This window comes from Pseudomonas sp. R28(2017) (genome assembly GCF_002112505.1).
In the GTDB taxonomy this organism is placed as follows: domain Bacteria; phylum Pseudomonadota; class Gammaproteobacteria; order Pseudomonadales; family Pseudomonadaceae; genus Aquipseudomonas.
On record NZ_NEHW01000015.1, the window covers coordinates 1 to 25,467 of the forward strand.

Consider the following 25,467-nt stretch of genomic DNA (forward strand, 5'->3'; position numbering starts at 1 on the left):
CTCGGTCACCGAAACCGCCGACTCGATCACCCAATGGTGCGGCCACCGCCAGTTGCAGGCCGGCAGCATGGCGGCGCAGACCTTCGACTACCGCCAGCCGCGCAACCGCCTGCCAGTGGCAATGCGCAGTATCAACCAACAGGGTGAGGTGCAGCGCTTCGAGGTCTACGCCCCCGGTCAGTACACCCACAGTACGTCTGACGAGGGCGAAGCGTGGATGCGCCTGCGCATCGAAGCGTTGGAGCTGACCGGCAAACGGTTCGAGGGCGCCAGCAACTGCCGGGCGATGCGCCCCGGCTACAGCTTCGAGTTGCTGCAGCACCCCGGCCATGAACGTGGCCCCCTGGGGGAGCGCGACTTCCTGCTGATGGAGGTGAACTGCGAAGGCCACAACAACTACCTCACCGGCCAGCAGGCCGGCTACGTCAACACCTTCACCTGCGTGCGCAAGAAGATCCCGTACCGCCCGCCGCAGAGCACGCCAAGGCCGACCATCAGCGGCCCGCAGACCGCCATCGTCGTCGGCCCGCCGGGCGAAGAGATTTTCACCGACGAACTGGGCCGGGTGAAGGTGCAGTTCCACTGGGACCGCCACGGCGAGTTCAACGAGCAGAGCTCCTGCTGGGTGCGTGTGGCGCAGGCCGGGGCCAGCGGTGGCTTCGGCAGCATCCAGATTCCACGGGTGGGTGACGAGGTGGTGGTCCTGTTTCTCGACGGCAACCCGGACCGCCCGCTGATCATCGGCAGCCTCTACAACAGCCGCAATACCCCGCCATGGGACTTGCCGGCGAACAAGACCCAGAGCGGGTTGCTGACGCGCTCGATCAAGGGCGATGGCGGCACCGCGAACTTCTTTCGCTTCGAAGACAAGGCCGGTGCCGAGCAGGTGATCCTGCACGCCGAGCGCAACCTGGACACGGAAGTCGAACGCGACGAGACCCACTTCGTGGGCAACGACCGCAAGGTCACCGTCACCGGCACCCACCGCGAAATCATCGGCAACGACACGCTGATCAACATTCAGGACGGCTCGTACACCCTGCAGGTCGACAACCAGTTCATCCAGGTTACAGCCCAGCGGCACATCACCCTTCAGGTCGGTACCAGCAGCCTCACCTTGAAGCCGAACACGATCCTGATCCAGGCAGACAACATCGAGGTGCGCGGCAAGCACACCTTCGTCAAGGGCGACCGGGTGGACATCAATGAGTAACCAGTTCGGCAGGACAAAACCCAATATCTACGACCGCCTCTGGCAGAAACGCGAAGCCGCCGAGGCCCGGGCCAGAGAGCAGGCCGAACAGGAGGCTGCGCTTGCGCTGCAGCCTCCACCCGCCTTGCCAGTGCTACCCGAGCGCAACGCCATGACGATCGCCGGGCTGCAGCTGCTGATGCCACAAGGTGCAAGGCTGTGCGATGTGTGGGCCACGCTTGAGGTTGGCGGGCACAGTGTCATTGTCAACGCCCGCAGCCGCAGCGTTGCACAGACGCTGACGCTTGACCGGGCACTGGAGGACTACCTGGCAGAGGCCCGTCGGCAGCATGCCGAGGTTACCCCGGTGCGCCAGCAGACCTGCCTTCTCGCCGGGCACCCGGCGTTGTTGCTGGACTATCTGTTCGACCAGCACGAGGCGCGCCGGCATTGCCGCACCGTGCTCACGCTGATCCCGCCCAGTGACGGCCAAGAAGCGCGGTCATTTTCCCTCTCGACCGTCATCGATCCCGACCTGAGGCCGCTGGCCGACTGGCTGATCGACTTCGACGCCATGCTCGCAGCCATCACCTGCGCCTGATTCGATCACCAAGGAATACAACAGCCAATGGACTATCCACTTGCCGAAGGCACCCTCCATCTGCCCGAGGGTCTGCAGGACCGCACCGTCAACATCTTCGTCCAGCCCAACAGCGGCCCGGCGCAACTGAACATCAACCTCTCACGCGATGACCTGCTGGCGGACGAAAGCTTGAGCGCCTATGTCGACCGGCAAGTTGCGCTGATCGGCACCAAGCTGCGCAACTACACCCTACTGGCCAGGCGACCGGCCAGTCTGTCGGCCTCGACACCGTTGGCGGGCCTGCAGGTCGATGCCTACTACCTGCACGAAGGCCGGCCGGTGTACCAGCGCCAGGCAGCATTCGAAGTGGTCCCCGGCCGCATCCTGGTGTTCTCCGCTACAAGCCAGAGCGATTTCGATGACCGGCAGAACGCAGGCTGGCAACAGCTGCTCGATGGTTTCCGGCCACGCGACGCTGCAAGTACCGCCCACGCTCGATTGCCACAGGAGTAGGCGCCATGTTCGAAGCAGCGCGCCTGGGCGACGAAATCGAACACACCGGTGCCCTGGCCGGTTTTCTGGCCGGTGCGGTGGTGGGCCTGGCCATCGTCGCGGCAGCGTCCTTCATGATTTGCACGGCAGGCCTTGGCGGCATCCTGTTGCCGCTGGTCATTGGCATCGGCGCCAGCTTCCTGCCATCGCTGGGGGAATCATTCGGCGCAATGTTCAGTTCGCCGGCCGGGCACATCGAACGGCCAGGCTGTTCCGACAACGTGTTCATCAACGGCCGCAACGCCGCCCACGCCACCTTGAGCACCGCCCAGTGCGACAAGCACCCGGCGCCGGTGCTGGTGGCCGAAGGCTCCACCAATGTGTTCATCAACGGCGTGCCCGCCGCACGCTCGGGCGACAAGCTGACCTGCGGCGCGAGGATCGCCGGCGGTTCGCGCAATGTCTTCATCGGCGGTGGCACCAAGCGTTACTTGCCGGTGAATGAAGAGGTGCCCGACGCGTTGCGCGTCACCGTCGACATCCTGATGGTGGTCGCATCCATGGGCCGTTCGGTGTTCAGCGTGGCCACCCTGGGGCTGCAGGCTGGCCTCAAGGCGGCGAGCCCCTGCGCCTTGCGGGTCGGTGCGTCGATCGCGGCCAGTTACCTGGCGGGCCGCTACCTCATTGGCCCGGCGGTGGAGCGCGCGCTGGGCGGCCTGGTCGGCAACCCGGTCGACCTGACCTGCGGCCGCAAGGTGCTGCCCGACGAGACCGACTTCAGCTTGCCAGGGCTGATGCCGCTGAACTGGACCCGCTTCTATGCCAGCGACCTCGACGTCGGCAGCGTGCTGGGCCGAGGCTGGGTCTTGCCCTGGGAACAGAGCCTGCGCCGCAATGGCCGGTTCATCTACCTCAAGGACAACCAGGGGCGCAGCGTGCCCTTCGTCGATGTGGAGCCCGGCCAGCGCCTGTTCAACCCCAACGAGCAGGTCTACCTGGTGCGCAGCCAGGGTGGCCACTACCTGCTGCAGACCCTGGACAACCTCTTCTTCTATTTCGGCGAGGTGCCCAACGACAACCGCGAAGTGCCGCTGCAGCGCCTTGAAAATGCCCAAGGGCATTATCTGCATTTCAGCCGCGATGCGGCCGGGCTGCTGACGGACATCAGCGCCCCAGGCGGCATCAGGGTCCACCTGCATTACGACCACCCGCTCGGGCGCCTGACCGAGGTCCGGCGCATCGTCGCCCAGGCCTGCATGGAAACCCTGGTGCAGTACCGGTACGACGATGCCGGCCAGTTGGCCGAAGTGATCAACCGCAACGGCGACACGGTGCGCGAGTTCGGTTACGCCGATAGCCTGATGAGCCGCCACGGCAACGCCTTGGGCCTGATCTGCGAATACCGCTGGCAAACCCTCGAGGGCCAGCCTCGTGTGGTCGAACACACGACCAGTGACGGCGAGCACTTCCACTTCCGCTATGACGTGGCCGGCCGTACCAGCTGGGCCACCGATGTGCTGGGCCGCGAACTGGAGATCCAGTACAACGCCGACCACCGCGTCATCGCCAGCCGCGACTTTGGCGGCGAGCGCTACGGCATCGACCTGGACGACTTCGGCAACCTGGCCGGCATCGACCTGCCTGACGGCAATCACCTGGCCTTCACGTACGACGAGCTCTCCCGGCTGACCGAGGAAACCGACCCGCTGGGCCGCTCAATCCATTACAAGCACCACCTCGCCACGCCCCTGGTCACCGAAACCCGCTTCCCCGACGGCAGCCTCTGGCAGGCCCGCTACGACCATAAAGGCAACCTGATCACCGAGATCGACCCGCTGGGCCACAAGACCCAATACCTGATCAGCGATGACGGCCTGCCGCACACGATCATCGATGACAACTTCAAGTCCCGGTACCTGTGGTGGAACGCGTACGCCCAGGTCGAACATTTCCAGGACTGCTCCGGCAAGAGCACCTGGTACCGCTACGACGATCGCCAGCACCTGATCGCGGTCACCGATGCGCTGAACCAGACCACCACGCTGGAACGCAAACCGGACGGCGAAGTGCTGCGCATCCACCATCCGGATGGCAGTTCGGAAACCTTCACCTACAACGCCCTGGGCCAGGTGCTGACCCACACCGACGGCAAAGGCCAGACCACGCGTCTGCAGCGCACCTTGCGCGGCTTGCCGAGCAACCGGCAGGACGCCAAGGGCGCGTGGATCCACTACGAATACGACAAGGCCCTGCGCCTGACCGCGCTGGTCAACGAGAACAACGCGGCCTACCGCTTTGCCTATGACGCATCGGACCGCCTGAGTGAAGAGGTGCGAGTCGACAACCTGACCCGACGCTTCAGCTACGACGCCGGCGGCCATCTGATACGCCTGGACGAAATCGGCTACGGCGAAAACGGCGAACGCCCGGAACGCCATACGCTGTTCGAGCGCGACGCCATTGGCCGCTTGCTGGCCAAGGTCAACCGCGATGCCCGGCAAGACTTTACGTATGACGAGCTAGACCGGTTGCTGAGCATCCAGCGGCAGCCGACCAGTGTCGGCAAAAAGCTGGGCATCACCGCTGAGACGCTGGGCTATAGCTACGACCTGCTGGGGCGACTGACCCAGGAACTGGGCCCGAGCGGCGCACTGAACTATGAGTACGACCGGCTCAGCAACCTGACCACGCTGACCCTGCCGGATGGTCGCAAGCTCAACCACCTGTACTACGGCAGCGGCCACCTGCACCAGTTGAACCTCGACGGCCAGGTGATCAGCGACATGGAACGCGACGATCTGCACCGCGAGGTCTACCGGACACAGGGCAAGCTCACCAGCTGCTTCGGTTACGACGCCATGGGGCGCAAGGCCTGGCAGTTTGCCTCGACCTTGCCGGCCGACAAGCTCTCGCAGGTGCACAACAACGGCATCAATACCTCGCTGCTGGTGGAGCATGCTTACAACCCGATTCATCGGCGCTACCAGTACGATCCGGCTGGAGAACTGGTGCGCACCCTCGACAAGTTGCGGGGCGAGATCCGTTACGAATACGAAGCCAACGGCCAGTTACGCAGCCGCGACCCCGGCTCGCTCATCAACTGTGAAACATTCCGCTACGACGCGGCGGCCAACCCTTTGGACCTCAATGCGCGGCAGTTTGCCAAGGTCGAGGACAACCGGATCAAGCAGTGGCGAGATCAGCAGTACCGCTACGATCCTTGGGGCAACCTGATCGAGAAATGGTCCAGGCATTACGTCAAGCAGCAGCGGTTCAGCTATGACGACGAGAACCGGTTGGTGCACGCCGAGACCTATGTCGACGGCACGCTGAAGAGCATTGGGCACTACCGCTATGACAGCCTGGGGCGGCGGGTGGCGAAACAGGTCGAGATCGGTAGACAGGTCGAAGAGAAGCGCTTTCTCTGGCAAGGGCTGAGGATGCTGCGCGAGGAGATGCCTGGGCACAGCATCCTGTACTTGTATGAACCAGGTAGCTATGCGCCGCTGGCGCGGGTAGATCAGGTAGAAGGTGAAGAGCCCAAGCTTTACTACTTCCATACCGATCAGATCGGCACGCCGCTGGAGCTGACGGACAGCGATGGCAAGATCGTTTGGCAGGCGACGTATCGCTCATGGGGCTCGATTGAACAGCTGGCTGTCCATCAGGTCGAGCAGAATCTACGCTTCCAAGGGCAATATTTTGATGTCGAAACAGGGCTGCATTACAACACATTCCGCTATTACGGACCTGAGCTTGGACGCTATGTCACGCAGGATCCTATTGGGCTAGAAGGTGGCGCTAACTTCTACGCATATGTACCGAGCCCAATCACCTGGGTAGATCCTCTCGGGCTCGCCGCATGCCCTATGCGCGAAGTAAACGGGACACGAATATTCGGCAAAGGGCAAAGAGATGGGACGCCAGGGCATGATCAGTTGTCTGAGGCTATCGCTAACAAAATGGCAATGAGCGGAAAGTTTAAAGAGATCTATTTAAATAGATCCTACAGTTTCGCAAATGGTAATGGAGTATCGGGACGACGTCCTGACATCATGGCCATTGACAAATTCGGAAGGATTCACGCCATCGAGTTGGCCTCTAAAAGCGATATGGGAAAGAAGCTGCCGTCATTAACCGTGCGAAATCAGGCTGCAATGAATAATTTGCCGACAAGCGGCCAAGGCAGCATTATTGTGTTGAAACATCCTTACAACGCGTCTAAGATGAAAAGCATCTTAGACAATTTAATTGATAGCATATAGGTAATGTCATATGCACACCACTAATGCGATGGCAATTTACGGCATAGAACAAATCACTCCTGAGACCGCATATGAACTGGGGATGCTTTTCTTTCAGATCATAGGATTGGCCATCACATCCTCCGGATACTATAAAGCCGGAAAAAATATATCAGAAGAAGACATCGAATTCATTGAAGCGTCTTTAACTGATTTGAAGCGCGAGATCAAAGCCAACAACGCAACGTCATTCAGGCTTTACTGTGAAAGTGAAAGCGGCGCTCTGTGGGATGCATCTTTTGGGTACTCAACCACCGACTTTGGTGGATTTTATCATATTGATGCACAAGCAGACCCTGCGCACTTTGAGAGGGGGGATTTTTTAGACTTTATTAACAAATTTTGCAATCCAAACCCTTTGAGCTACGCAATATTCTATTCAGCAGATGATGTTTCTGAAGGGCTTTATTATGCCGAAGATGAAAACCTAGTCAGCATTTACAACTACGAGAGCCCAGGCCTATTCAGCAAAGAGACCGGAGGCAGATTTAAGGGAGCAGAGAGATATAAAAACAAAACGCTAAGAATGGTATACCCTATAAACATTATCAACAAGGAACACCTAAGCCTACAGATCAAAGGCCGCAGTTTACGAGACTGGATATTAAGCAATATAAGGCATGGCACCCTAAAGGAAATCTCAAACAAAACATGGGCGTGGGAAATTGAAAGCAAAAACCTGGAGCAAGTTAACAACGATCTTGGAAGTGAGGGCATGTTAATTTCCTGGAAGTCCTCACACCCCTCAAGAAAATCTAAATTGTTGCCTTAAGCTTGTTGAAATTTAATATTTTCTCGGTTAGGAAGGGCACCGTGGCCATCTGACTCAATAGGACAAAATTGGATCCAGCGAAACGGCGAACGCCCCAGAGTTCCATACGCTGTTCGAGCGCGACACCATTGGCCGCTTGCTGGCCAAGGTCAACCGCAATGACGCTGGGCTATAGCTACGACCTGCTGGGGCGACTGACCCAGGAACTGGGCCCGAGCGGCGCACTGGACTATGAGTACGACCGGCTCAGCAACCTGACCACGCTGACCCTGCCGGATGGTCGCAAGCTCAACCACCTGTACTACGGCAGCGGCCACCTGCACCAGTTGAACCTCGACGGCCAGGTGATCAGCGACATGGAACGCGACGATCTGCACCGTGAGGTCTACCGCACCCAGGGCAAGGTCACCAGTTGCTTTGGCTACGACGCCATGGGGCGCAAGGCCTGGCAGTTTGCCTCGACCTTGCCGGCCGACAAGCTCTCGCAGGTGCACAACAACGGCATCAATACCTCGCTGCTGGTGGAGCATGCTTACAACCCAATTCACCGCCGTTACCAGTACGACCCGGCTGGAGAACTGGTGCGCACCCTCGACAAGTTGCGGGGCGAGATCCGCTACGAATACGAAGCCAACGGCCAGTTGCGCAGCCGCGACCCCGGCTCGCTCATCAACTGTGAAACATTCCGCTACGACGCGGCGGCCAACCCTTTGGACCTCAATGCGCGGCAGTTTGCCAAGGTCGAGGACAACCGGATCAAGCAGTGGCGAGATCAGCAGTACCGCTACGATCCTTGGGGCAACCTGATCGAGAAATGGTCCAGGCATTACGTCAAGCAGCAGCGGTTCAGCTATGACGACGAGAACCGGTTGGTGCACGCCGAGACCTATGTCGACGGCACGCTGAAGAGTATTGGGCATTACCGCTATGACAGCCTGGGACGGCGGGTGGCGAAACAGGTCGAGATCGGTAGGCAGGTCGAAGAGAAGCGCTTTCTCTGGCAAGGGCTGAGGATGCTGCTTGAGGAGATGCCTGGGCAGAACATCCTGTACCTGTATGAGCCAGGTAGCTATGCGCCGTTGGCGCGGGTCGATCAACTGGAAGGTGAAGCGCAGAAGCTTTACTACTTCCATACGGATCAGATTGGTACGCCGCTGGAGCTGACGGACACCGATGGCACGATTGTTTGGCAGGCGACGTATCGGTCGTGGGGTTCGATAGAGCAACTAGCTGTCGAGCAGGTCGAGCAGAATCTGCGCTTCCAAGGCCAGTACGCTGATCACGAAACAGGGCTGCATTACAACATCTTCCGATACTATGATTCTGAGATCGGACGCTTTGTTACTCAGGATCCGATAGGGTTGCTAGGGGGGGACAATTTATATCAATATGCTCCGAACCCAGTTGGTTGGTTGGATCCCTGGGGCTGGGCCTGCATCCCAAACAAAGTAGCTGGGACCTCTCGAGAAGCTAGGGCAAAACTACTATTCGAGAAAAGGTATGGGAAAAGAAATGTTCTGAGTGAACGTTATCTGCGAAATGCTGAAGGTAAGATTGTAAAAGACCCACTGACGGGTGAGGGTCGCCGGATAGACTTCGTCATCAAGAATACTGAGGGAAGTGGAGTCGCGAAAGAAATCACGAGTCTAACGGCACCAAAAATTGCACAGCTAGAAAAAGAAATGCGAATTCGTGAGGCTGGGGGAGTGTTTGTGCGCGACCCCGTGGCAAAGAGACTGATTGAAATTAACGATATTTCAACCGTGGTTCGAGTGAGATAGAGAGGTTGAAGGTGAGCGACCTGAATTTTACTTTATGTAGCATCCCAATGCTTTTGAGTCGAAACAAAAGCGCGGATTACCAGAGACAAATCATTGAGCGATATACAGTGCTAATGGGTTTTTTATGGTCTCGAGAACTTATAAGGCTCGACCCATTTGATGAGAGCGGTGGATTGAAGCTGGATTTGATTATTAAGAAATCCGATGCAACCAGTGCATGCTTAGAACTGTTTAAGAAAGCGATCCCGGCTTGGCACAATTTTGTTGACAAGGGCGGAGAAGTAGAGAATGTCAGCAGGCTTGAAATTGCCTTGACTAAAATCTACTGACCGCTTCTGGGAGTAATTGCCAGCCGACAAGCTCTCGCAGGTGCACAACAACGGCATCAATACCTCGCTGCTGGTGGAGCGTGCCTATAACCCTATTCACCGCTGTTACTAGTAAGACCCGGTTGGAGAGCTAATGCACACCCTCGGCAAGTTGCGCTGCGAGATCCGCTACGAATACGAAGCCAACGGCCAATTACGCAGTCGCGACCCTGGCTCACTGATTCAACTGTGAAACATTCCATAACGTGCTAACGAATCATCAGAAGGCTTTGACAAAAGGAATGCTGGCTGGCGATAAGCGCTGGATGGAGTGGCCAGTCATAGACTCGAAACTCTATCCAGGCCCCGGAGAATAAAATTGAATATTGAGGCTGAAAAGATAATACTAAAATTGACCAGCTCACTCTGTCCCGCGGAGATGTTTGTGGGGAGGGCTGCCAGCAAGCATGATATTGAACTGCTTGAGCTATCTGTAAGGCGAGAATTTTCTGCAATTCTCCCGGAGCAGTATATGGATTTTTTGTCCAGATTTGATGGCGTGGCATCAGGAGGGGTATTTATATGTTCAAGTCGGCCGCATAAATACCCTGACAGTAATGGCTTTAGTCATGACTTTTTAGAATTAAACCAAATTGCAAGGGAGGTAGAGTTTATGAGGAATTTTTTAGTGTTTGGGGAAAGCGATCAAGACGAGTATGTGCTGGACTTGCTGAGTGGAAGATACCAAGTGAGGGATAAGCAAGCTTTTGATAATATTTTTGAGGAGTTCGAATGTTTCGACGATATTTTAGGCTTTATGGTGAATCTAATCATGCAGCGCACTTGAGAGACTGATAACGTTAGCGCTGTGTACTATTACATTGAGCCAGAGGTGGCTGGAGGCCTGGGGAGCGGGACAGTTCTGGATGCCGCCGTACATCCACCTATTGTTTACTCTTTAGAGTATGAATTTGTTGACTGGCTTGGCGATCAGCTTCTTGAGTCTTTTCCGTGCTTTATTGTAACCGAGATCATCGCATCCGCAATAAAAGAGGCTGGTCTTTCGGGGTGTAGATTCGGTCCTGTCGATATTAAAAAGTCAGAAATTTTTGAGGAGTTAAATCCAGATGTGATGCTTCCGGAATTTGCTTGGTTGAAAGTGTACGGTGTAGCGGGCGTGTCTGATTTCGGTTTATCCCATGATCATCGCCTGGTTATTTCGGAGGAGGCTAATAGACTTCTCAAGAGGTTTGACTTAGAGAATGCGGAAATTTGGGAGTTTGGCTAGAGGTGCATTGGCTTTTGTTGAGGCGTTTATGATTACAAGAGAAAACTGGTTAACGAACTGAAAAAAATTTCGACATTAAGGCAGTATGGCTTTTCTGTCCATAAACTCTCCAATATCTTGAGTGGAAAGCTTCCGAGTAGACAATGGCAGATTCACCACATAATGCCGCTAGATGACAGCGATACTAATGCACTCAACAATCTTACCCTTATAAAAATGCCACTTATCACACAGCCTTAACCAACGCTCAAGTCACTACGACTCGAAACATGAAACCCGGCGATATCAAAGCACTTGAGTGACCTATGATTGATGTAGATTTACATCCTCCAATGGGAATGTAGACCATGCCTGACTTTAAACCAATGATTGATAAATTATCTGCTATGTCGGCATTAATCTCAGGTGCGACAGAGGAAGAGCTGCTAGCATTTATTGAGCGTTGTCGGCAAGCGCTTGGCGTCACCCCACCCTCTGAGCACATAGAATTTTTAGGCCTTTGCGATGGAGGCGCAGAAAATGGTGTTTTTCTATACTCGACTCGTCCCGCTCAATTTGCGGACTGCGCTGGCCTAACAAATGACTTTATTGAGGTAAACCTCAACTGGCGCGACTTGGAATGGATGTCGGATTACCTAGTGCTCGGGGACAGCGAGATGGACGTGTTTGTATTTGAAATCTCATCAAACAAGTACCAGATCAGAGACCGCCAAGTCTTCGACAATATTTATGAGGAGTACTTATCATTTGATGGAATGTTGCGCTACGCCCTGGAATTGATGCTGCAAGATTGATTGAACGCCCGGTCTTCTGCATCGGCATTCACTAACGTTTCTTGTCATCAACCTCAGCCAAGCGCTCCCTGGTCTCGCGTGTCATCTCCTCCTGCTCCTTGATCGATGTCGGCGTAATCACCTTGTCCACCGCCTCGGTATCGGGGTCCGGTCGCTTAAGCACCGGGTCTGGCGCCCTCTCGCCTTGCTGCGCCTCTTCGGAGGAAATCGCTCGGGGGACTTTGTCGCCGGTCTTGCCGTCGCTGTGCTTCATGGGTTTTGCCTCATACCAGTGTTGTCTCTTCAGAAGAGCCCGGCAGCCCGCAAAAGTTTGATCCGTTCGCTCCAGCGCAACCACCCGGCAGCCGTCGGCGAATCGGATTGAACAGCCTGCGCAGCACCACGCCCTAAACAGGGGTAATCACTCTGATCAGGAGACAAGCCATGATCGACCCCAACCACCCCGACCCGTATGTCGACGACGTGCCGCATAACCCGGGCGAGCCCATCCCCAAGCCTCAACCCGAACCGGAACAGGAAGCACCGGACTGGCCTGAGGGGCAGGTCCCGCCGGAAGAACAGTCGGACGGCTGATTACCTGAAGCTCCGTCCGTCGATCCCATGGCACGGTCGTGGGTGCAGCAGGCCGAACAGTGGGTAATCCACTGGAAAAGGACATTCATCATGAAGACTTTGAAACCTCAATCACTGCTGCTGGCCCTGTGCCTGGGCATCAGTGCCCCGCTGGCGATCGCTGCCACCGACCTCAATGACCAGCGTGCACCCGGCACGCAACCTCATGACAATGGGCACATGAACGGCCAGGGCGGTGCGACGGGCTCCGGCACACCCGCCGATGGCATGGGCACAGGCAATGGCGGTACGGATGACAATGACACCGACAATACCGGTGGCGATGGCACTACCAATGGCTCGGGCTCGGGCTCGGGTTCCGGCTCGGGTGGATCGAGTGGTGGCAGCACGGGTAGTGGCGCCGGTGGTACAGGTTCAGGCAGTGGCTCAGGGAGTTGATTTACGATGCCTTTGCAGGAGCGGCCTTTCGCGACGCAAGGCCGCTCCTGCAACAGCCCGCGCCGGTCTCCGTCCTACAGCAACCCGCGCAAGTCTCTCAGTGAAGGCATCGCAGTGACGACCCAAGCCTTGCAAATGCCGGGTGGCGGCTCAAACCAGGCGCGCGTCTACAGCACCGACATCCCCGCCCGTCTCGACCGCCTGCCGTGGACGCGTTTTCACACCTTGCTGGTGCTGGCCCTGGGCATCACCTGGCTGCTCGACGGCCTGGAGGTCACCCTGGCAGGCTCGGTGGCGGGCGCGCTCAAGGACAGCCCTGCCCTGCGCATGAGCAACACCGACATCGGCCTGGCAGGCGCCAGCTACATCGCCGGTGCGGTGCTCGGCGCGCTGTTCTTCGGCTGGCTGACCGACCGCCTGGGGCGGCGCAGGCTGTTCTTCATCACCTTGTTCCTGTACATCGGCGCCACGGCGGCAACGGCATTCTCCTGGAGCCTGGGGAGCTTCCTGCTGCTGCGCTTTCTCACCGGCGCCGGCATCGGCGGCGAGTACACGGCGATCAACTCGACCATCCAGGAGTTCACCCCGGCGCGTTACCGTGGCTGGGTCGACCTGACCATCAACGGTACCTTCTGGATCGGCGCAGCACTCGGTGCGGCCGGCGCCGTGGTCCTGCTCGACCCGGCCGTTGCCGGGGGCGATCTGGGCTGGCGCCTGTGTTTCGGCATCGGTGCGGTGCTGGGCCTGCTGATCCTGCTGATGCGCCTGTGGATCCCCGAAAGCCCGCGCTGGCTGATGATCCACAACCAGCCGGAACATGCCGAGCGTATCGTCGCCGACATCGAACGCCATTACCGCCAGCGCGGGATCGCGCTTGCGCCGTTGCAGGCCCCTCCCCTGCGCCTGCGCGCACGCGACCACACGCCATTGCGCGAGGTGTTCCACAGCCTGTTCGTCGAGCACCGGCGCCGTGCACTGGTAGGCCTGACCTTGCTCACCGCCCAGGCATTCTTCTACAACGCGATCTTCTTCACCTATGCGCTGGTGCTGACCGATTTCTACGGGGTGCCGGCGGCCAAGGTGGGCTGGTACATCCTGCCCTTCGCGCTGGGCAACTTCTGCGGCCCGCTGCTGCTGGGCAGGCTGTTCGACGTGGTGGGCCGGCGCATCATGATCAGCGCCACCTACCTGATCTCGGGCGTGCTGCTGGCCATCAGCGGCTACCTGTTCCAGCAGGGGCTGATCGACGTGACCCAGCAGACCCTGGCCTGGATGGTGATTTTCTTCTTCGCCTCGGCGGCCGCCAGCTCCGCATACCTCACCGTGGCGGAAACCTTCCCGCTGGAGATCCGTGCGCTGGCCATTGCCGTGTTCTATGCCTTCGGCACCGGCCTGGGTGGCCTGGTCGGGCCGACCCTGTTCGGTGCGCTGATCGAAACCGGCGAGCGCAGCAACGTGCTGTACGGCTACCTGCTCGGCGCGGCGCTGATGATCATCGCCGCCCTGGCCCAGGCGCGCTGGGGCGTGGCGGCCGAGCGGCAGTCGCTGGAACACGTGGCCAGGCCGCTGTCGCAGGTCGGCGAGCCGTGAGTCAACCGCTCGTCCCCTCAATGGCACTCCTGGCGGCCTTGGGCCTTCAACCGTTCATGCACACCACGCAGGAGTGAATGCCATGCCACGCGGCGACAAGGACAAATACACCGACAAGCAGAAGCGCAAAGCCGAGCACATCGAGGAGAGCTACGAGGACAAAGGCGTGTCCAAGGATGAAGCCGAAGCGCGCGCCTGGGCGACCGTCAACAAGCAGTCCGGCGGTGGCGAGAAGTCGGGCGGTTCGGGCAGCAAGACCTCGGCTGGCGAGAAAAAGACCGCCCGTTCGGACTCAGCCAGGCGTGCAGCAAAGTCACGCGAAGGGCATGCACGGGCATCGAGCACGTCGCTGGAAAGCCAGACCAAACAAAGCCTGCTCAAGGAAGCCCGCAGCAAGGACATCAAGGGCCGCTCGAGCATGACCAAGGCAGAACTGGTGCAAGCACTGCGCAAGTGAGCCTGACCGCCCTGACACTGTTGCCGGGCAAACACCCCGGCAACAGTTGACCGTGCATCCAGACAGGCAACATCCGCGCTGCTCGGCTGTAACCCCTTGATTTACTGGGCCACACAGGCTGGCACAACAGCTGCAATGTGAAGTCGTCCGACTACACATCGAGTTGTCCATGCCTAGCGAAATCCTCTCTGCTGCCTACGAAATCCGCCGTCCTGCAGCCCATATCATCCGCGACGATGCCGAAGCGATCAGCGTCGCCCACCAGGTCGCCGCCCTGCTGCGTGAGGGCGCCGCCGAGCGCGATCGACGCCGGGAAGTGCCGGCAGACATTGTCGACGCCTTCTCCAACAGTGGCCTGTGGGGCATCACCGTGCCACGGGCGCATGGCGGTGCGGAGGTCTCGTTCGCCACCCTGGCCCGGGTGATCGCCATCGTCTCCGCCGCCGACCCCTCGCTTGGGCAGATCCCGCAAAACCATTACTGCCTGCTCGAAGACATCCGCCTGCAAGGCACGCCCGAGCAGCAGCGCCACTTCTTCGCCCTGGTGCTGCAGGGCCATCGCTTTGCCAATGCCCTGTCGGAAACCGGCGGCAAGACCGTCCAGGACATCCGCACCCGCCTGGTGGCCGAGGGCGACGGCTATCGCATCGATGGGCGCAAGGGCTACTGCACCGGCTCCCTGTACGCCCACTGGATCGGGGTGCTGGCGCTGGATGATCAGGACCGTGCGCAGCTGGCCTTCGTCGAGCGCGGCGCGCCGGGCCTGGTGATCGTCGACGACTGGAGCAGCATGGGCCAGCGCACCACCTCCAGCGGCACGGTGCTGCTCGATGGCCTGCGGGTACCGGCGTTCAACCTCTTCCCCAGCTACCGCTCCTACGAGCGCCCGACCCTGGCAGGCCCCTTCGCCCAGCTGACCACCGCCGCCATCGATGCCGGCATCGGCCGTGCGGCGCTGGACGACACCATTGCCTTCGTGCGCCAGCATGCCCGCCCCTGGATCGATGCCAAGGTGGAAAAGGCCAGCGAAGACCCACTGACCATCATCCAGGTCGGCTCACTGGAAATCCGCCAGGAAGCGGCCGAGGCGCTGCTCGAGCGCGCGGGCCTGGCGCTGGATGCGGCCAAGCCGGCACCGGACGAAGACAACGTGGCCTTGGCCTCGGTGGCCGTGGCCAAGGCCAAGGTGCTCACCACCGAGGTGGCCATCGAGGCCAGCAACCGCCTGTTCGAACTGGGCGGCACGCGCTCGTCACTGACCCAGCACAACTTCGACCGCCACTGGCGCAACGCCCGCGTGCACACCTTGCACGACCCGGTGCGCTGGAAATACCACCTGGTCGGCAACTGGGCCTTGAACGGCATCAAGCCTGCCCGCCATGACTGGAACTGAGGCGGCCCGACCATGACCAAGCAGATCCGCCTCAATGCCTTTGCCATGAACACCGTCGGCCACCTGTCGCCCGGCCTGTGGCGCCACCCGCGGGACCAGGCCACCCGCTACACCGACATCCACTACTGGGTGGAACTGGCCAGGACCCTGGAGCGTGGCTGCATCGACGGCCTGTTCATCGCCGACGTGCTGGGCGTGTATGACGTGTATGGCGCCAATGCCGACGCGGCCCTGCGCAACGCCGCCCAGGTGCCGGTCAACGACCCGCTGCAACTGGTGCCGGCCATGGCTGCCGCCACCCGCCACCTGGGGTTCGGCGTGACCGCGTCGGTGTCGTTCGAACACCCCTACCCGTTCGCCCGGCGCATGAGCACCCTGGATCACCTGACCCAGGGGCGCGCCGGCTGGAACATCGTCACCTCGTACCTGGCCAGCGGCGCGCGCAACCTGGGGCAGCCGCCCCTCAGCCACGACCAGCGCTATGCACTGGCCGACGAATACCTGCAGGTCTGCTACAAGCTCTGGGAAACCAGCTGGGACGACGATGCGGTGCAGGCCGACCGGGTAACCGGGGTGTATGCCGACCCGCGCAAGGTGCATGGCATCGACCACCAGGGCACCTGGTTCAAGGTGCCAGGCTTCCACTTGAGCGAACCTTCGCCACAACGCTCGCCGGTGATCTACCAGGCCGGCGCTTCCAGCCGCGGGCGCGCCTTCGCCGCGGCCAACGCTGAGTGCGTGTTCGTCGCTGCGCCGAGCAAGGCGGTGCTGCGCAAGCAGGTGGCCGAACTGCGCGCTGCGGTGGCTGCCGCCGGCCGCGCGCCGGAGGATGTGCAGATCCTCGAGCAACTGACGGTCATCGTCGCGCCCAGCGACCAACAGGCCCTGGCCCTGCTCGACGAGTATCGCCAGTACGCCAGCGCCAGCGGCGCGCTGACGCTGATGTCGGGCTGGACCGGCATCGATTTCGCCGAGTACGCGCCCGACCAGGTGCTGCGCGAGGTGCCCAGCGAAGCCATCCGGTCCGCCGTGGAAGCCTTCACCCGCGCCGACCCGGCACGCACCTGGACCACCGCCGAAATTGCCGACTACTGCGCCATTGGCGGTGACGGCCCGGTGCTGGTGGGCTCGGCACAGACCGTGGCCAATCAATTGCAGGAATGGGTGGAGGAAACGGGTGTCGACGGTTTCAACCTGGCCAGCGTGGTTGCGCCGGAAACCTTCGAGGCGGTGGTCGACCTGCTGGTGCCAGAGCTGCAGGCCCGCGGGCTGTTCAAGCGGGCCTACGAGCCCGGCACGTTGCGCAACAAGCTGTTCGGCCGCGGTGACCGCCTGGGGGGATCGCACCCGGTCGCCGCCCTGCGCCGGGAGGCCCGCCGATGAACGAACTGCTGGCCAACCTCGACTGGGCCGAAATCGCCCAGGCCTGCCTCGACACCTTGAGCATGCTGGGCGCGGCACTGGGCTTCACCGTGCTGTTCGGCCTGCCCCTGGGGGTGTTGCTGTACCTCACCGGGCAGCGCCAGCTGCTGGCCAATGGGCCGCTCTACCGTGGCCTGTCGCTGGTGGTCAACGTGCTGCGTTCGCTGCCGTTCATCATCCTGCTGATCGTGCTGATCCCGTTGACCACGCTGCTGACCGGCACCTCCCTCGGGGTCAAGGGCACCATCCCGCCGCTGGTGGTCGGTTGCACGCCGTTCTTCGCGCGCCTGGTGGAAACCGCGCTGCGCGAGGTCGACCGCGGCCTGGTCGAGGCCAGCCAGGCCATGGGCGGCAGCATTGCCCAGATCATCCGCTACACCCTGCTGCCCGAAGCCCGCACCGGGCTGATCGCGGCCGTCACGGTCACCGCCATCGTGCTGGTCGACTACACCGCCATGGCTGGCGTGATCGGGGGTGGCGGGCTTGGTGACCTGGCGATCCGCTTTGGCTACCAGCGCTTCCAGACCGATGTGATGGTGGTCACCGTGCTGCTGCTGATCCTGCTGGTGCAGGTGCTGCAGATGAGCGGTGACCGCCTGGTAAGACATTTCACCCGCCGCTGACCCTTGCAAGGTATCCCTGACATGAAAAAGACCCTCACTGCCCTCGCCGCCTTCATCGCCTTCAGTGCACAGGCTGCGGAACACCTGGTCGTCGGTGCCACGCCGGTGCCCCACGCCGAGATCCTCGAATTCGTCAAACCGGCCCTGGCCAAGGAAGGCGTGGACCTGGACATCAAGGTATTCAACGACTTCATCCAGCCCAACCTGCAGCTGGCGCAGAAACACCTGGATGCCAACTACTACCAGTACCGGCCGTTCCTCGACGACTTCAACCAGACCCGGCATACCGACCTGGTGCCGGTGGTGGGTGTGCATATCGAGCCGTTCGGTGCCTATTCGGCCAAGTACAAGACCCTGGCCGAACTGCCAGAGGGCGCCAGCGTGGCCATCCCCAACGACCCGGTGAATACCGGCCGTGCCCTGGTTCTGCTGGCCGAGGCCGGGCTGCTCAAACTCAAGGACCCGAGCAACCCGCAGTCCACCCAGCGTGACATCACCGACAACCCGCGCCACCTGAAGATCCGCGAGCTGGAAGGCGCCATGCTGGCGCGCTCGGTCAAGCAGGTGGACCTGGCCTTCGTCTTCGCCAACTACGCCCTGGAGGCCGGTATCGATACCAACAGCGCGCTGATCGTCGAAAAAGGCAAGGACCTGTACGTCGAGTACCTGGTGGCCCGCCCCGACAACCTGCAGGACCCAGGCATCCAGAAACTGGCCAAGGCACTCAATTCGCCCGCAGTGCGCAACTTCATCCTGACCCGCTACAAGGGCCAGATCGCCCCGGGGTTCTGAGCCATGAGCCGCTACCAGCAGCAGCTACAGTCAGCCCAGGCCCACTTGCAATTGCAGGGCGTGCACAAGCACTACGGCGGGGTCAGTGCGCTCGCTGCCATCGACCTCGAGGTACGCCGTGGCGAGGTATTCGGCATCATCGGCCGCAGCGGCGCGGGCAAGTCCTCGCTGCTGCGTCTGCTCAACCGCCTGGAGGCGCCCAGTGCTGGCCAGGTGTTGATCGACGGCCAGGACATTGCCGGGCTGCAGGGCAAGCCCCTGCAGGCCTTGCGGCGCAACGTGGCGATGATCTTCCAACACTTCAACCTGTTGGCCAACCGCACGGTCGGGGAGAACGTCGAACTGCCCATGCGCATGGCCGGGGTGCCACGCGCCCAGCGCGCTGCCCGGGTGCAGGCGCTGCTGCAGCTGGTCGGCCTGGCAGGCCGCGCCGGGGACTACCCGGCGCAGCTCTCGGGCGGCCAGAAGCAGCGCGTGGGCATCGCCCGGGCACTGGTGCTGCAGCCGCAGATCCTGCTGTGCGACGAGGCCACCTCGGCGCTCGACCCAGAGAGCACCCAGTCGGTGCTCGAACTGTTGCGCGACATCAACCAGCGGCTGGGCCTGACCATCGTCCTGATCACCCACGAAATGCAGGTGATCCGCGACCTGTGTGACCGCGTGGCGGTACTGGAGCAAGGCCGTATCGTCGAGACCGGGGCGGTATGGCAAGTGTTCGGCGACCCTCGCCACCCGGTCAGCCGCATTCTGCTGAGCGACGCTGCGCTGCCGCGCACACCCACTCACCCCGAGCAGCGCTACCTCGACCTGCACTACACCGGCAACCGGCAACTGCAGCCCGACCTGCAGGCTATCGGCGCGGCACTGGGCGAAGGCGTGAGCCTGTATTCCGGTACGCTCGAGCCCATTCAAGGCCGCTACCTCGGGCGCCTGCGCCTGGCGATCAGCAGTTCGGCCCCGGCCGAGGTGCTGATGCAACGCGCAAGGGGGCTGGCCGACCGGGCCGAGTGGGTATGAGCAGCGGGTCACCCCAGGCCAGCCTGCGGTGATCCTGGCAATCAACGCACAAGCGCTGAAGCCACCAAAACCCGGCGCCCGTTGAAGATGAAATACAGCAGCCCCGCCAACACCAACCCGGCAATCCAGCTGACGTCCGCGCCGATCAACCTGGCGAAATACCCCTCGTAGAACGACAGCTTCATGAACGGAACGGTGCCGATGATCGACACGCCATACACCATCATGGTTTTCCGGTTCCAGCGCCCGTAGCGGCCTTGCGCATCGTAAAGATCGTCAATGCTGTAGCTGCCCCGCCGGACCACGTAGTAATCCACCAGGTTGATCGCACTCCAGGGAATCAATAGGTAGAGCTGCCCGATCAAGATGTCGGCAAAAAAGGTGTCGAAGTGGTACTGGCTCTGGGTGGCGATGGCACAGGCCAGCACCGAAAGCAGCGCCATCAGCAGGGTCTTGGTGCCCTGGCGTACCTGCTGCAACCTGGCGAAGCCGCTGAAAATCGTGGTGGTCGACATAAAGGCACTGTACAGGCACAGCACGTTGTACTGGATCACGCCAAGGGCAATCACCACCAGCGCGGCTGGTGCCCAGATGCCGAACAGGCTGGCGATCGCGTTGCCCGGGTCGAGGTCAAGGGCCGAGGGCACCAGCGCTGCCAGCGTGGCCCCTAGCGCCATCATGCCCAGTGAGCCCAGCGCGCAACCGAAGTAGGTAGTCCAGAACGTGTGTCGGGTGTCGACATCGGCGGGCAGGTAGCGGGAGTAGTCCGCCACGTAGGGGCCATAGCCAAGGGTCCAGGAAGCGGCTTGGGCGATCACCAGGTTGAACACCGGCATCGAAAAGCCCCCCGCATCACGGGGCAACAGCCCCGAGACGTTCACCTGCATCAGGATCAGGACCAGGGCGGCGCCGAACACCAGCGACGACAGCAGGCTCATCCAGGCGCCTATGCGGTGAATGAGTTCGTAGCCGACGACGCCTATCAGGAAGGTCGCGAACGCGACGATGACGATCGCCTGGTTGTCCGTGACCGGCAGCAGCGCCTTCAGTGGGTCGCGCATCAGCACCCCGCTGGCCGCCATGAACAGTACCGCAGCGGTCACCATTACCAGCAGCGGGATGGCGGCACCGAACACGCCGAACTGCGCACGGCTCTGGATCATCTGCGGCACGCCCAGGTGCGGGCCTTGCGCAGAGTGGGCGGCCATGAACACCGTGCCCAGCATGCAGCCGATGACCAGCCCGGCCAGGGTCCACAGCAGGCTCAGCCCGGAGGCCACACCCAAGGTGCCGACCATCAGCGCGGTCACCTGCAGGTTGGAACTGAACCATACAGAGAACAGCCGACGCGGCCTGCCGTAACGCTCGCTGTGGGGCACGAACTCGATACTGCGCTTCTCGATCATGGCGCCACCTGCGCTTTGACTTGTGCCAGGCCGGGCTGGCCATCCCAGGTGGTCACGCCGGCCAGCCAGCCGTCGAGCACCTGCGGGTTCTGCTTCAACCAGGCCCTGGCAGCGGCTTCCGGCTCCATCTTGTCATAGAGAATGGAGCCCATGATGTGGTTCTCCATGTCCAGGGTAAAGCTCAGGTTCTTCAGCAGTTGCCCAACGTTCGGGCATTCGTCGGCGTAGCCTTTGCGGGTGCTGGTGTAGACCGTGGCATCACCGAAATCCGGGCCGAAGTAGTCGTCGCCACCGGTGAGGAACTTCATCTTGAACCGCGTGTTCATCGGGTGCGGCTCCCAGCCCAGGTAAAGGATCGCCTGGTTGCGCCGCTGCGCACGCTCGACCTGCGCCAGCATGCCCGACTCGCTAGACGCGACCACCGAGAACCCGGCGTCCTTCAGGCCGAAGGCGTTGTCGCCGATGGCTTTGATGACCGCGTTGTTGCCGCCGTCGCCAGGCTCCAGGCCATAGATCTTGCCGCCCAGTTCGTTTTTGAAGCGAGGGATATCGGCGAAGTCCTTCAGCCCTTGATCCCACAAGGTCTGCGGCACCGCCAGGGTGTACTTGGCGTGCTGCAGGTTGACCCGGACGATGTCGATGGCGCCCGCGTCGCGGTGGGGTTTGAGGTCGGGCTCCATGGTCGGCAGCCAGGTGCCCAGGAACACATCCATGTTCTTGCCATCGGCCAGGGCCTTGAAGGTCAGCGGCACCCCCACGAGGGTCGACTTGGTCTGGTAGCCGAGGCTTTTCAGCAAGGTGGTGGCAATGGCGGTGGTGGTCTGGATGTCGGTCCAGCCAGGGTCGGACATCCGCACCAGCCGGCATTGGGGCGGCTCGGCGGCATAGGTGTGTGCACTCATGGCCAAGGCGGAACAGCACATAACGCGCAGTGCATGTTTCATGACGCAAATCCTCTCTGTGGCAGCTATGGGAAGCGGCAGTTGTTGTTATTCAGAGGCAACGCAGTCTTGTCGTTATCTGGCCCAGCGGGTGATGCTTGCTAGCGACGTATGCCGATGACGCGGCCACAATAGCCGGGGCGTGGCAGCGTTCGGTGCGCCTGGAAGATCGCGCTGATCTTCGCTTCGACGGCGGTGGCGAATTTCGCCGCACGCCCGGCTTCGCTCGCGATGTTCATGAGCATCTGCTCACTGGCAGCCAGCAGTTCTCCATCCTTGGGGCGGTACAGGTGATGGACGATGTGCAACCGCTTGCTGTCATGGTCGATCACCTGGGTGAACACTTGCACCTGCTCCCCCAGCCGGGTTTCGCACAGGTAGTTGATATGGGCCTCCAGCGTGTACAGCGTATGGCCGTAGAGGGCTCGGCCGTCTGCGTCGAGCCCGAGGTGATCCATCAGCGCATCGGTGGCATGGCTGAACAGCAGGAAGTAGAAGGCATCGCGCAGGTGCCCGTTGTAGTCGATCCAGTCTTCGCCGATGGCGGCCTGGTGAATCAGCAGCAGGTTGTTCACGAACAGTTCCTTCCAGAAGTCATGGCTTCGGCTCAGAGGTCGAGCACCAGGGTTTGCGACAGCGCGCGGGAAACGCAGATCATCATCACGTCGTTGTGCTTGCGTTCGGCCGCCGTCAGCACGCTGTCGCGATGGTCCGGCGTGCCGTCCAGCACGCAGGTTTCGCAGGCGGCGCAGGTGCCCTCCCGGCACGAACTTTCCACGCGCAGGCCATTAGCCTCCAGCACCTGCAGAATGCTCTGGTCCGCAGGCACCTCGAAGGCCCTGCCGCTGCGCGCCAACTGAACGCTGAACGCCGTGTCGGTTGTCGCGCTTTTCGGCGTCCTGGGGGTAAACCACTCGAAATGCACCTGCTCTTGCGGGAAGCCGCCCGCGGCGGCCTCGACCGCCAGCATCAACGGGGTCGGGCCACAGGTGTAGAAGTGCACGTTGGATGGCTGCTGATGGATGGCCGCCGCAATATCGAACAGCCCACCGGCCTCGTCGTCGGCATGCAGCGTGACCCGGTCGCTAAAGGGCTGCAGCGCCTCCAGAAACGCAGCACGTTGGCGGCTGCGCACCAGGTAGTAGAGATGCCACGGGCGCTGGTTGGCCTCGCACCACTGGATCATCGACCAGACGGGCGTGATGCCGATACCGCCCGCGAAAAACACCAGGCCCGGGGCGTCTTCCTGCAACGGGAAATGGTTGCGCGGCGCGCTGACTGTCAGCGTATCGCCCACCCGCAGCGACTGGTGCACATGCCTGGAGCCGCCGCGGCTGGTCGGCGACAGGCCAACGCCCACGCAGTAGCGATCGGTCTCGCGGGCGTCGTTGCACAGGGAGTACTGGCGTACCCGCCCACCCGGCAGATGCAGTTCGATATGGGCGCCCGGCTTGAACGGCGGCAAGGCTGCCCCCACAGGCGAACGCAGCTCGATGACCACGACACCTTTGGCTTCGGCAATCAGGTCGGTTATCTGTAGCGTCAATTGATCAGGCATGGCAGACCTCACACAGCGGCAAACTGGCCCGAGGCCTGGTGAGCCTCGGGCCGACTCTCAACCGCGCCGTAGCGGCGTGGTCGCCTTCAACAGGCGGGTAATCAGTGCATCGCGCTGCGTGGCAAGGGTCGCCCAACTGTGCTCCCCCGCTTCATCCTGCACGCCCTGCACCAGCATCGAGGCCGTCTGCGCATCGAGGCGCGGGTCGCCCAGGTCATCCCACCACCCGTGGAAGCTCTCGGTGTATTTCTGGCAGAACGAACTCAAGCCTTCCGCCCCGCCGCCAAGGTGGAACAGCAAGGTCGGCCCCATTGCCGCCCAGCGCAGGCCCGGCCCCGCCCACACGGCCTTGTCGACGTCTTCCACACTGGCCACACCACTGGCGACCAAGTGAATGGCCTCCCGCCACAACGCAGCCTGCAAGCGGTTTGCTACATGCCCCTTCACTTCGCGATTGACCCGGATGGTCACCTTGCCGACCAGCGCATAGAAGCGCTCGGCCTGCTCCACCACACCGGCCGCCGTCTTGTCATTGCCCATGACCTCGACCAGCGGGATCAGGTGGGGCGGATTGAACGGATGGCCAAGGATGAAGTGCGAGGGGTTGTTCCAGCCCGCCTGCATCTCACCCAGGCGCAACCCGGACGCGGACGAAGCGACGATGGCACCGGGCTTGAGGGCCGCCTCCAGCCTGGCGAACAGCTCATGCTTGATGGCAATGCGCTCCGGCACGCTTTCCTGGATGAAGTCAGCGCCCGCTACAGCGCTGGCAACGTCATCATGGAAGCTCAACTGGCCCGGCTCGGCGTTCACCAGGCCCAGCTCGCGCAGCGTCGGCCAGGCATTGTCGATGTAGCCACGAACATCAGCTTCCATCGTCGGCGACGGATCGTAGACCGCGACGTTGCGCCCAGACGCCAGGAACAACGCGGCCCAGCTGGCACCGATCACACCTGCGCCAATCACCGCGACATGTTGGAAATCACTCATCAGAAGAACCTCGGTTGCAGGGGGGATGCACTGGTCAGGCCGCCGTCGACGACAAAGCACTGCCCGGTAATGAAACGCGCCGCGTCGGAGGCCAGCCAGGCCACGATCTCGGCGATATCGTCAGGCTGGCCGAAGCGACCAGCGGGGTGGCGAGCCAAGGCGTCGGCCTTGGCTTTGGCCGGGTCGTCTGCCATGGCGAACGCGTCCTCGGCCATTGCCGTCATGATCCAGCCGGGGCAGACCGCGTTGCAGCGCACCCGCGGGCCATGGTCCACCGCGATGGAGCGAGTCAGCCCATGCACGAAGGCCTTGGACGCGTTGTAGATGGCCATGGACGGGTCGGCGGTCTGCCCGGATATCGAGCCCAGGTTGATGATCGTGCCGCCGCACTGGACCATGCCCGGCAGCACCGCACGGCACAGGTTGAACGTGCCGCGGGCGTTGATGCCCATCACCTCGTCCCAGTCGGCATCCGTGCTTTGCAGCACGGTTTTCTCGACCTGCACACCGGCGTTGTTGACCAGGATGCCCACACGGCCAAAGCGCTGTTCGGCACGCTCGACGATGTAACGGGCATCTTCGCTGCGGGAGACGTCTGCCTGCACCCATTCCACTGAACTGTCCAGATGCCGCGGCCTGGCGCCGCGCCCACAGGTAACCACCTGGCGCCCTTGGGCGACGAACTTTTCGACGATGGCCAGGCCGATTCCTCGGCTGCCACCGGTGACGATCACTGCTGGTTTGTCCATGGCG

25 protein-coding genes and 2 pseudogenes are annotated in these 25,467 nt (G+C 61.3%); 20 read left to right on the forward strand and 7 right to left on the reverse strand.

The window, feature by feature from the left end:
- From tssI to CAF78_RS28305, 11 genes and pseudogenes are all read left to right on the forward strand, one after another.
- The coding region (tssI, locus tag CAF78_RS22810) for a type VI secretion system tip protein TssI/VgrG (RefSeq protein ID WP_143515091.1) at window positions 1–1,213 on the forward strand (1,213 nt) is incomplete at its 5' end.
- Window positions 1,206–1,793, forward strand: coding sequence for a hypothetical protein (locus CAF78_RS22815; protein ID WP_085677350.1), 588 nt, complete (start codon window positions 1,206–1,208; stop codon window positions 1,791–1,793). The genes tssI and CAF78_RS22815, both read left to right, overlap by 8 nt.
- A 27-nt stretch (window positions 1,794–1,820) precedes the next feature.
- Entirely contained in the window at window positions 1,821–2,288 is a 468-nt protein-coding gene (locus CAF78_RS22820; protein WP_085677351.1) for a DcrB-related protein, read from the forward strand.
- A gap of 5 nt (window positions 2,289–2,293) precedes the next feature.
- On the forward strand, window positions 2,294–6,532 hold the full coding sequence (locus tag CAF78_RS22825) for an RHS repeat-associated core domain-containing protein (protein ID WP_085677352.1): 4,239 nt from the start codon (window positions 2,294–2,296) through the stop codon (window positions 6,530–6,532).
- A 10-nt stretch (window positions 6,533–6,542) separates the two neighbouring features.
- A complete protein-coding gene (locus tag CAF78_RS22830) occupies window positions 6,543–7,343 on the forward strand; it encodes a hypothetical protein (protein WP_085677353.1) in 801 nt (266 codons plus the stop codon).
- Window positions 7,344–7,386: 43 nt separating this feature from the next.
- A pseudogene (locus CAF78_RS22835) lies at window positions 7,387–9,124 on the forward strand (RHS repeat-associated core domain-containing protein); the annotation flags it as partial.
- Between the two features lie 11 nt (window positions 9,125–9,135).
- Window positions 9,136–9,453 carry a hypothetical protein gene (locus CAF78_RS22840; protein ID WP_085677354.1) on the forward strand — a complete coding sequence of 106 codons (318 nt, stop codon included), beginning with the start codon at window positions 9,136–9,138 and terminating at the stop codon, window positions 9,451–9,453.
- Window positions 9,454–9,469: 16 nt separating this feature from the next.
- Window positions 9,470–9,676 (forward strand): annotated as a pseudogene (locus CAF78_RS29115) (sugar-binding protein); the annotation flags it as partial.
- 135 nt (window positions 9,677–9,811) lie between these two features.
- Complete coding sequence (locus tag CAF78_RS28300) at window positions 9,812–10,279, forward strand: YrhA family protein (protein WP_143515092.1); 468 nt, start codon at window positions 9,812–9,814, stop codon at window positions 10,277–10,279.
- A gap of 21 nt (window positions 10,280–10,300) precedes the next feature.
- Window positions 10,301–10,720: a hypothetical protein gene (locus CAF78_RS22845; RefSeq protein ID WP_085677355.1), complete on the forward strand. Its 420-nt coding sequence runs from the start codon at window positions 10,301–10,303 to the stop codon at window positions 10,718–10,720.
- Window positions 10,721–11,067: 347 nt separating this feature from the next.
- Window positions 11,068–11,514, forward strand: a complete 447-nt coding sequence (locus tag CAF78_RS28305; RefSeq protein ID WP_143515093.1) for a YrhA family protein — start codon at window positions 11,068–11,070, stop codon at window positions 11,512–11,514.
- Window positions 11,515–11,545: 31 nt separating this feature from the next.
- On the opposite strand, the gene CAF78_RS22850 is transcribed toward CAF78_RS28305, so the two are convergent.
- The gene (locus CAF78_RS22850) at window positions 11,546–11,767 is read right to left on the reverse strand and encodes a hypothetical protein (protein ID WP_085677356.1); all 222 of its coding nucleotides are present in this window, start codon (window positions 11,765–11,767) and stop codon (window positions 11,546–11,548) included.
- Between the two features lie 170 nt (window positions 11,768–11,937).
- Between CAF78_RS22850 and CAF78_RS28500 the strand changes: the two genes are divergently transcribed.
- The 9 genes from CAF78_RS28500 (at window position 11,938) to CAF78_RS22890 (ending at window position 19,819) form a co-directional block, all read left to right on the forward strand.
- A complete protein-coding gene (locus tag CAF78_RS28500; protein ID WP_158090053.1) occupies window positions 11,938–12,087 on the forward strand; it encodes a hypothetical protein in 150 nt (49 codons plus the stop codon).
- Window positions 12,088–12,177: 90 nt separating this feature from the next.
- Window positions 12,178–12,525, forward strand: coding sequence for a hypothetical protein (locus tag CAF78_RS22855; protein ID WP_085677357.1), 348 nt, complete (start codon window positions 12,178–12,180; stop codon window positions 12,523–12,525).
- 135 nt (window positions 12,526–12,660) lie between these two features.
- Window positions 12,661–14,115, forward strand: coding sequence for an MFS transporter (locus CAF78_RS22860; RefSeq protein WP_085677358.1), 1,455 nt, complete (start codon window positions 12,661–12,663; stop codon window positions 14,113–14,115).
- An 82-nt stretch (window positions 14,116–14,197) separates the two neighbouring features.
- A complete protein-coding gene (locus CAF78_RS22865) occupies window positions 14,198–14,572 on the forward strand; it encodes a termination factor Rho (RefSeq protein WP_085677359.1) in 375 nt (124 codons plus the stop codon).
- Window positions 14,573–14,741: 169 nt separating this feature from the next.
- The gene (locus CAF78_RS22870) at window positions 14,742–15,965 is read left to right on the forward strand and encodes an SfnB family sulfur acquisition oxidoreductase (protein WP_085677360.1); all 1,224 of its coding nucleotides are present in this window, start codon (window positions 14,742–14,744) and stop codon (window positions 15,963–15,965) included.
- Between the two features lie 12 nt (window positions 15,966–15,977).
- Window positions 15,978–17,348: an LLM class flavin-dependent oxidoreductase gene (locus tag CAF78_RS22875; RefSeq protein ID WP_085677361.1), complete on the forward strand. Its 1,371-nt coding sequence runs from the start codon at window positions 15,978–15,980 to the stop codon at window positions 17,346–17,348.
- Window positions 17,345–18,010: a methionine ABC transporter permease gene (locus CAF78_RS22880; RefSeq protein WP_085677362.1), complete on the forward strand. Its 666-nt coding sequence runs from the start codon at window positions 17,345–17,347 to the stop codon at window positions 18,008–18,010. Before CAF78_RS22875 ends, CAF78_RS22880 begins: the two co-directional genes overlap by 4 nt.
- A 21-nt stretch (window positions 18,011–18,031) precedes the next feature.
- Window positions 18,032–18,802: a MetQ/NlpA family ABC transporter substrate-binding protein gene (locus CAF78_RS22885; protein ID WP_085677363.1), complete on the forward strand. Its 771-nt coding sequence runs from the start codon at window positions 18,032–18,034 to the stop codon at window positions 18,800–18,802.
- Between the two features lie 3 nt (window positions 18,803–18,805).
- Window positions 18,806–19,819: a methionine ABC transporter ATP-binding protein gene (locus tag CAF78_RS22890; RefSeq protein WP_085677364.1), complete on the forward strand. Its 1,014-nt coding sequence runs from the start codon at window positions 18,806–18,808 to the stop codon at window positions 19,817–19,819.
- A gap of 41 nt (window positions 19,820–19,860) precedes the next feature.
- Here CAF78_RS22890 and CAF78_RS22895 read toward each other — a convergent pair whose 3' ends face one another.
- The 6 genes from CAF78_RS22895 to CAF78_RS22920 form a co-directional block, all read right to left on the reverse strand.
- Window positions 19,861–21,225, reverse strand: coding sequence for a cytosine permease (locus tag CAF78_RS22895; protein WP_085677365.1), 1,365 nt, complete (start codon window positions 21,223–21,225; stop codon window positions 19,861–19,863).
- Complete coding sequence (gene choX / locus CAF78_RS22900) at window positions 21,222–22,169, reverse strand: choline ABC transporter substrate-binding protein (RefSeq protein WP_085677366.1); 948 nt, start codon at window positions 22,167–22,169, stop codon at window positions 21,222–21,224. Before choX ends, CAF78_RS22895 begins: the two co-directional genes overlap by 4 nt.
- Before the next feature lie 98 nt (window positions 22,170–22,267).
- On the reverse strand, window positions 22,268–22,741 hold the full coding sequence (locus CAF78_RS22905) for a thioesterase family protein (RefSeq protein WP_085677367.1): 474 nt from the start codon (window positions 22,739–22,741) through the stop codon (window positions 22,268–22,270).
- Between the two features lie 32 nt (window positions 22,742–22,773).
- Window positions 22,774–23,724 (reverse strand): PDR/VanB family oxidoreductase, encoded by a 951-nt coding sequence (locus tag CAF78_RS22910; protein ID WP_085677368.1) that lies wholly within the window; start codon window positions 23,722–23,724, stop codon window positions 22,774–22,776.
- 57 nt (window positions 23,725–23,781) lie between these two features.
- Window positions 23,782–24,714 (reverse strand): 3-hydroxyacyl-CoA dehydrogenase NAD-binding domain-containing protein, encoded by a 933-nt coding sequence (locus tag CAF78_RS22915; protein ID WP_085677369.1) that lies wholly within the window; start codon window positions 24,712–24,714, stop codon window positions 23,782–23,784.
- Window positions 24,714–25,463 (reverse strand): SDR family NAD(P)-dependent oxidoreductase, encoded by a 750-nt coding sequence (locus CAF78_RS22920; protein ID WP_085677370.1) that lies wholly within the window; start codon window positions 25,461–25,463, stop codon window positions 24,714–24,716. The genes CAF78_RS22915 and CAF78_RS22920 overlap by 1 nt, the downstream gene beginning before the upstream one ends.
- Window positions 25,464–25,467 lie beyond the last annotated feature (4 nt).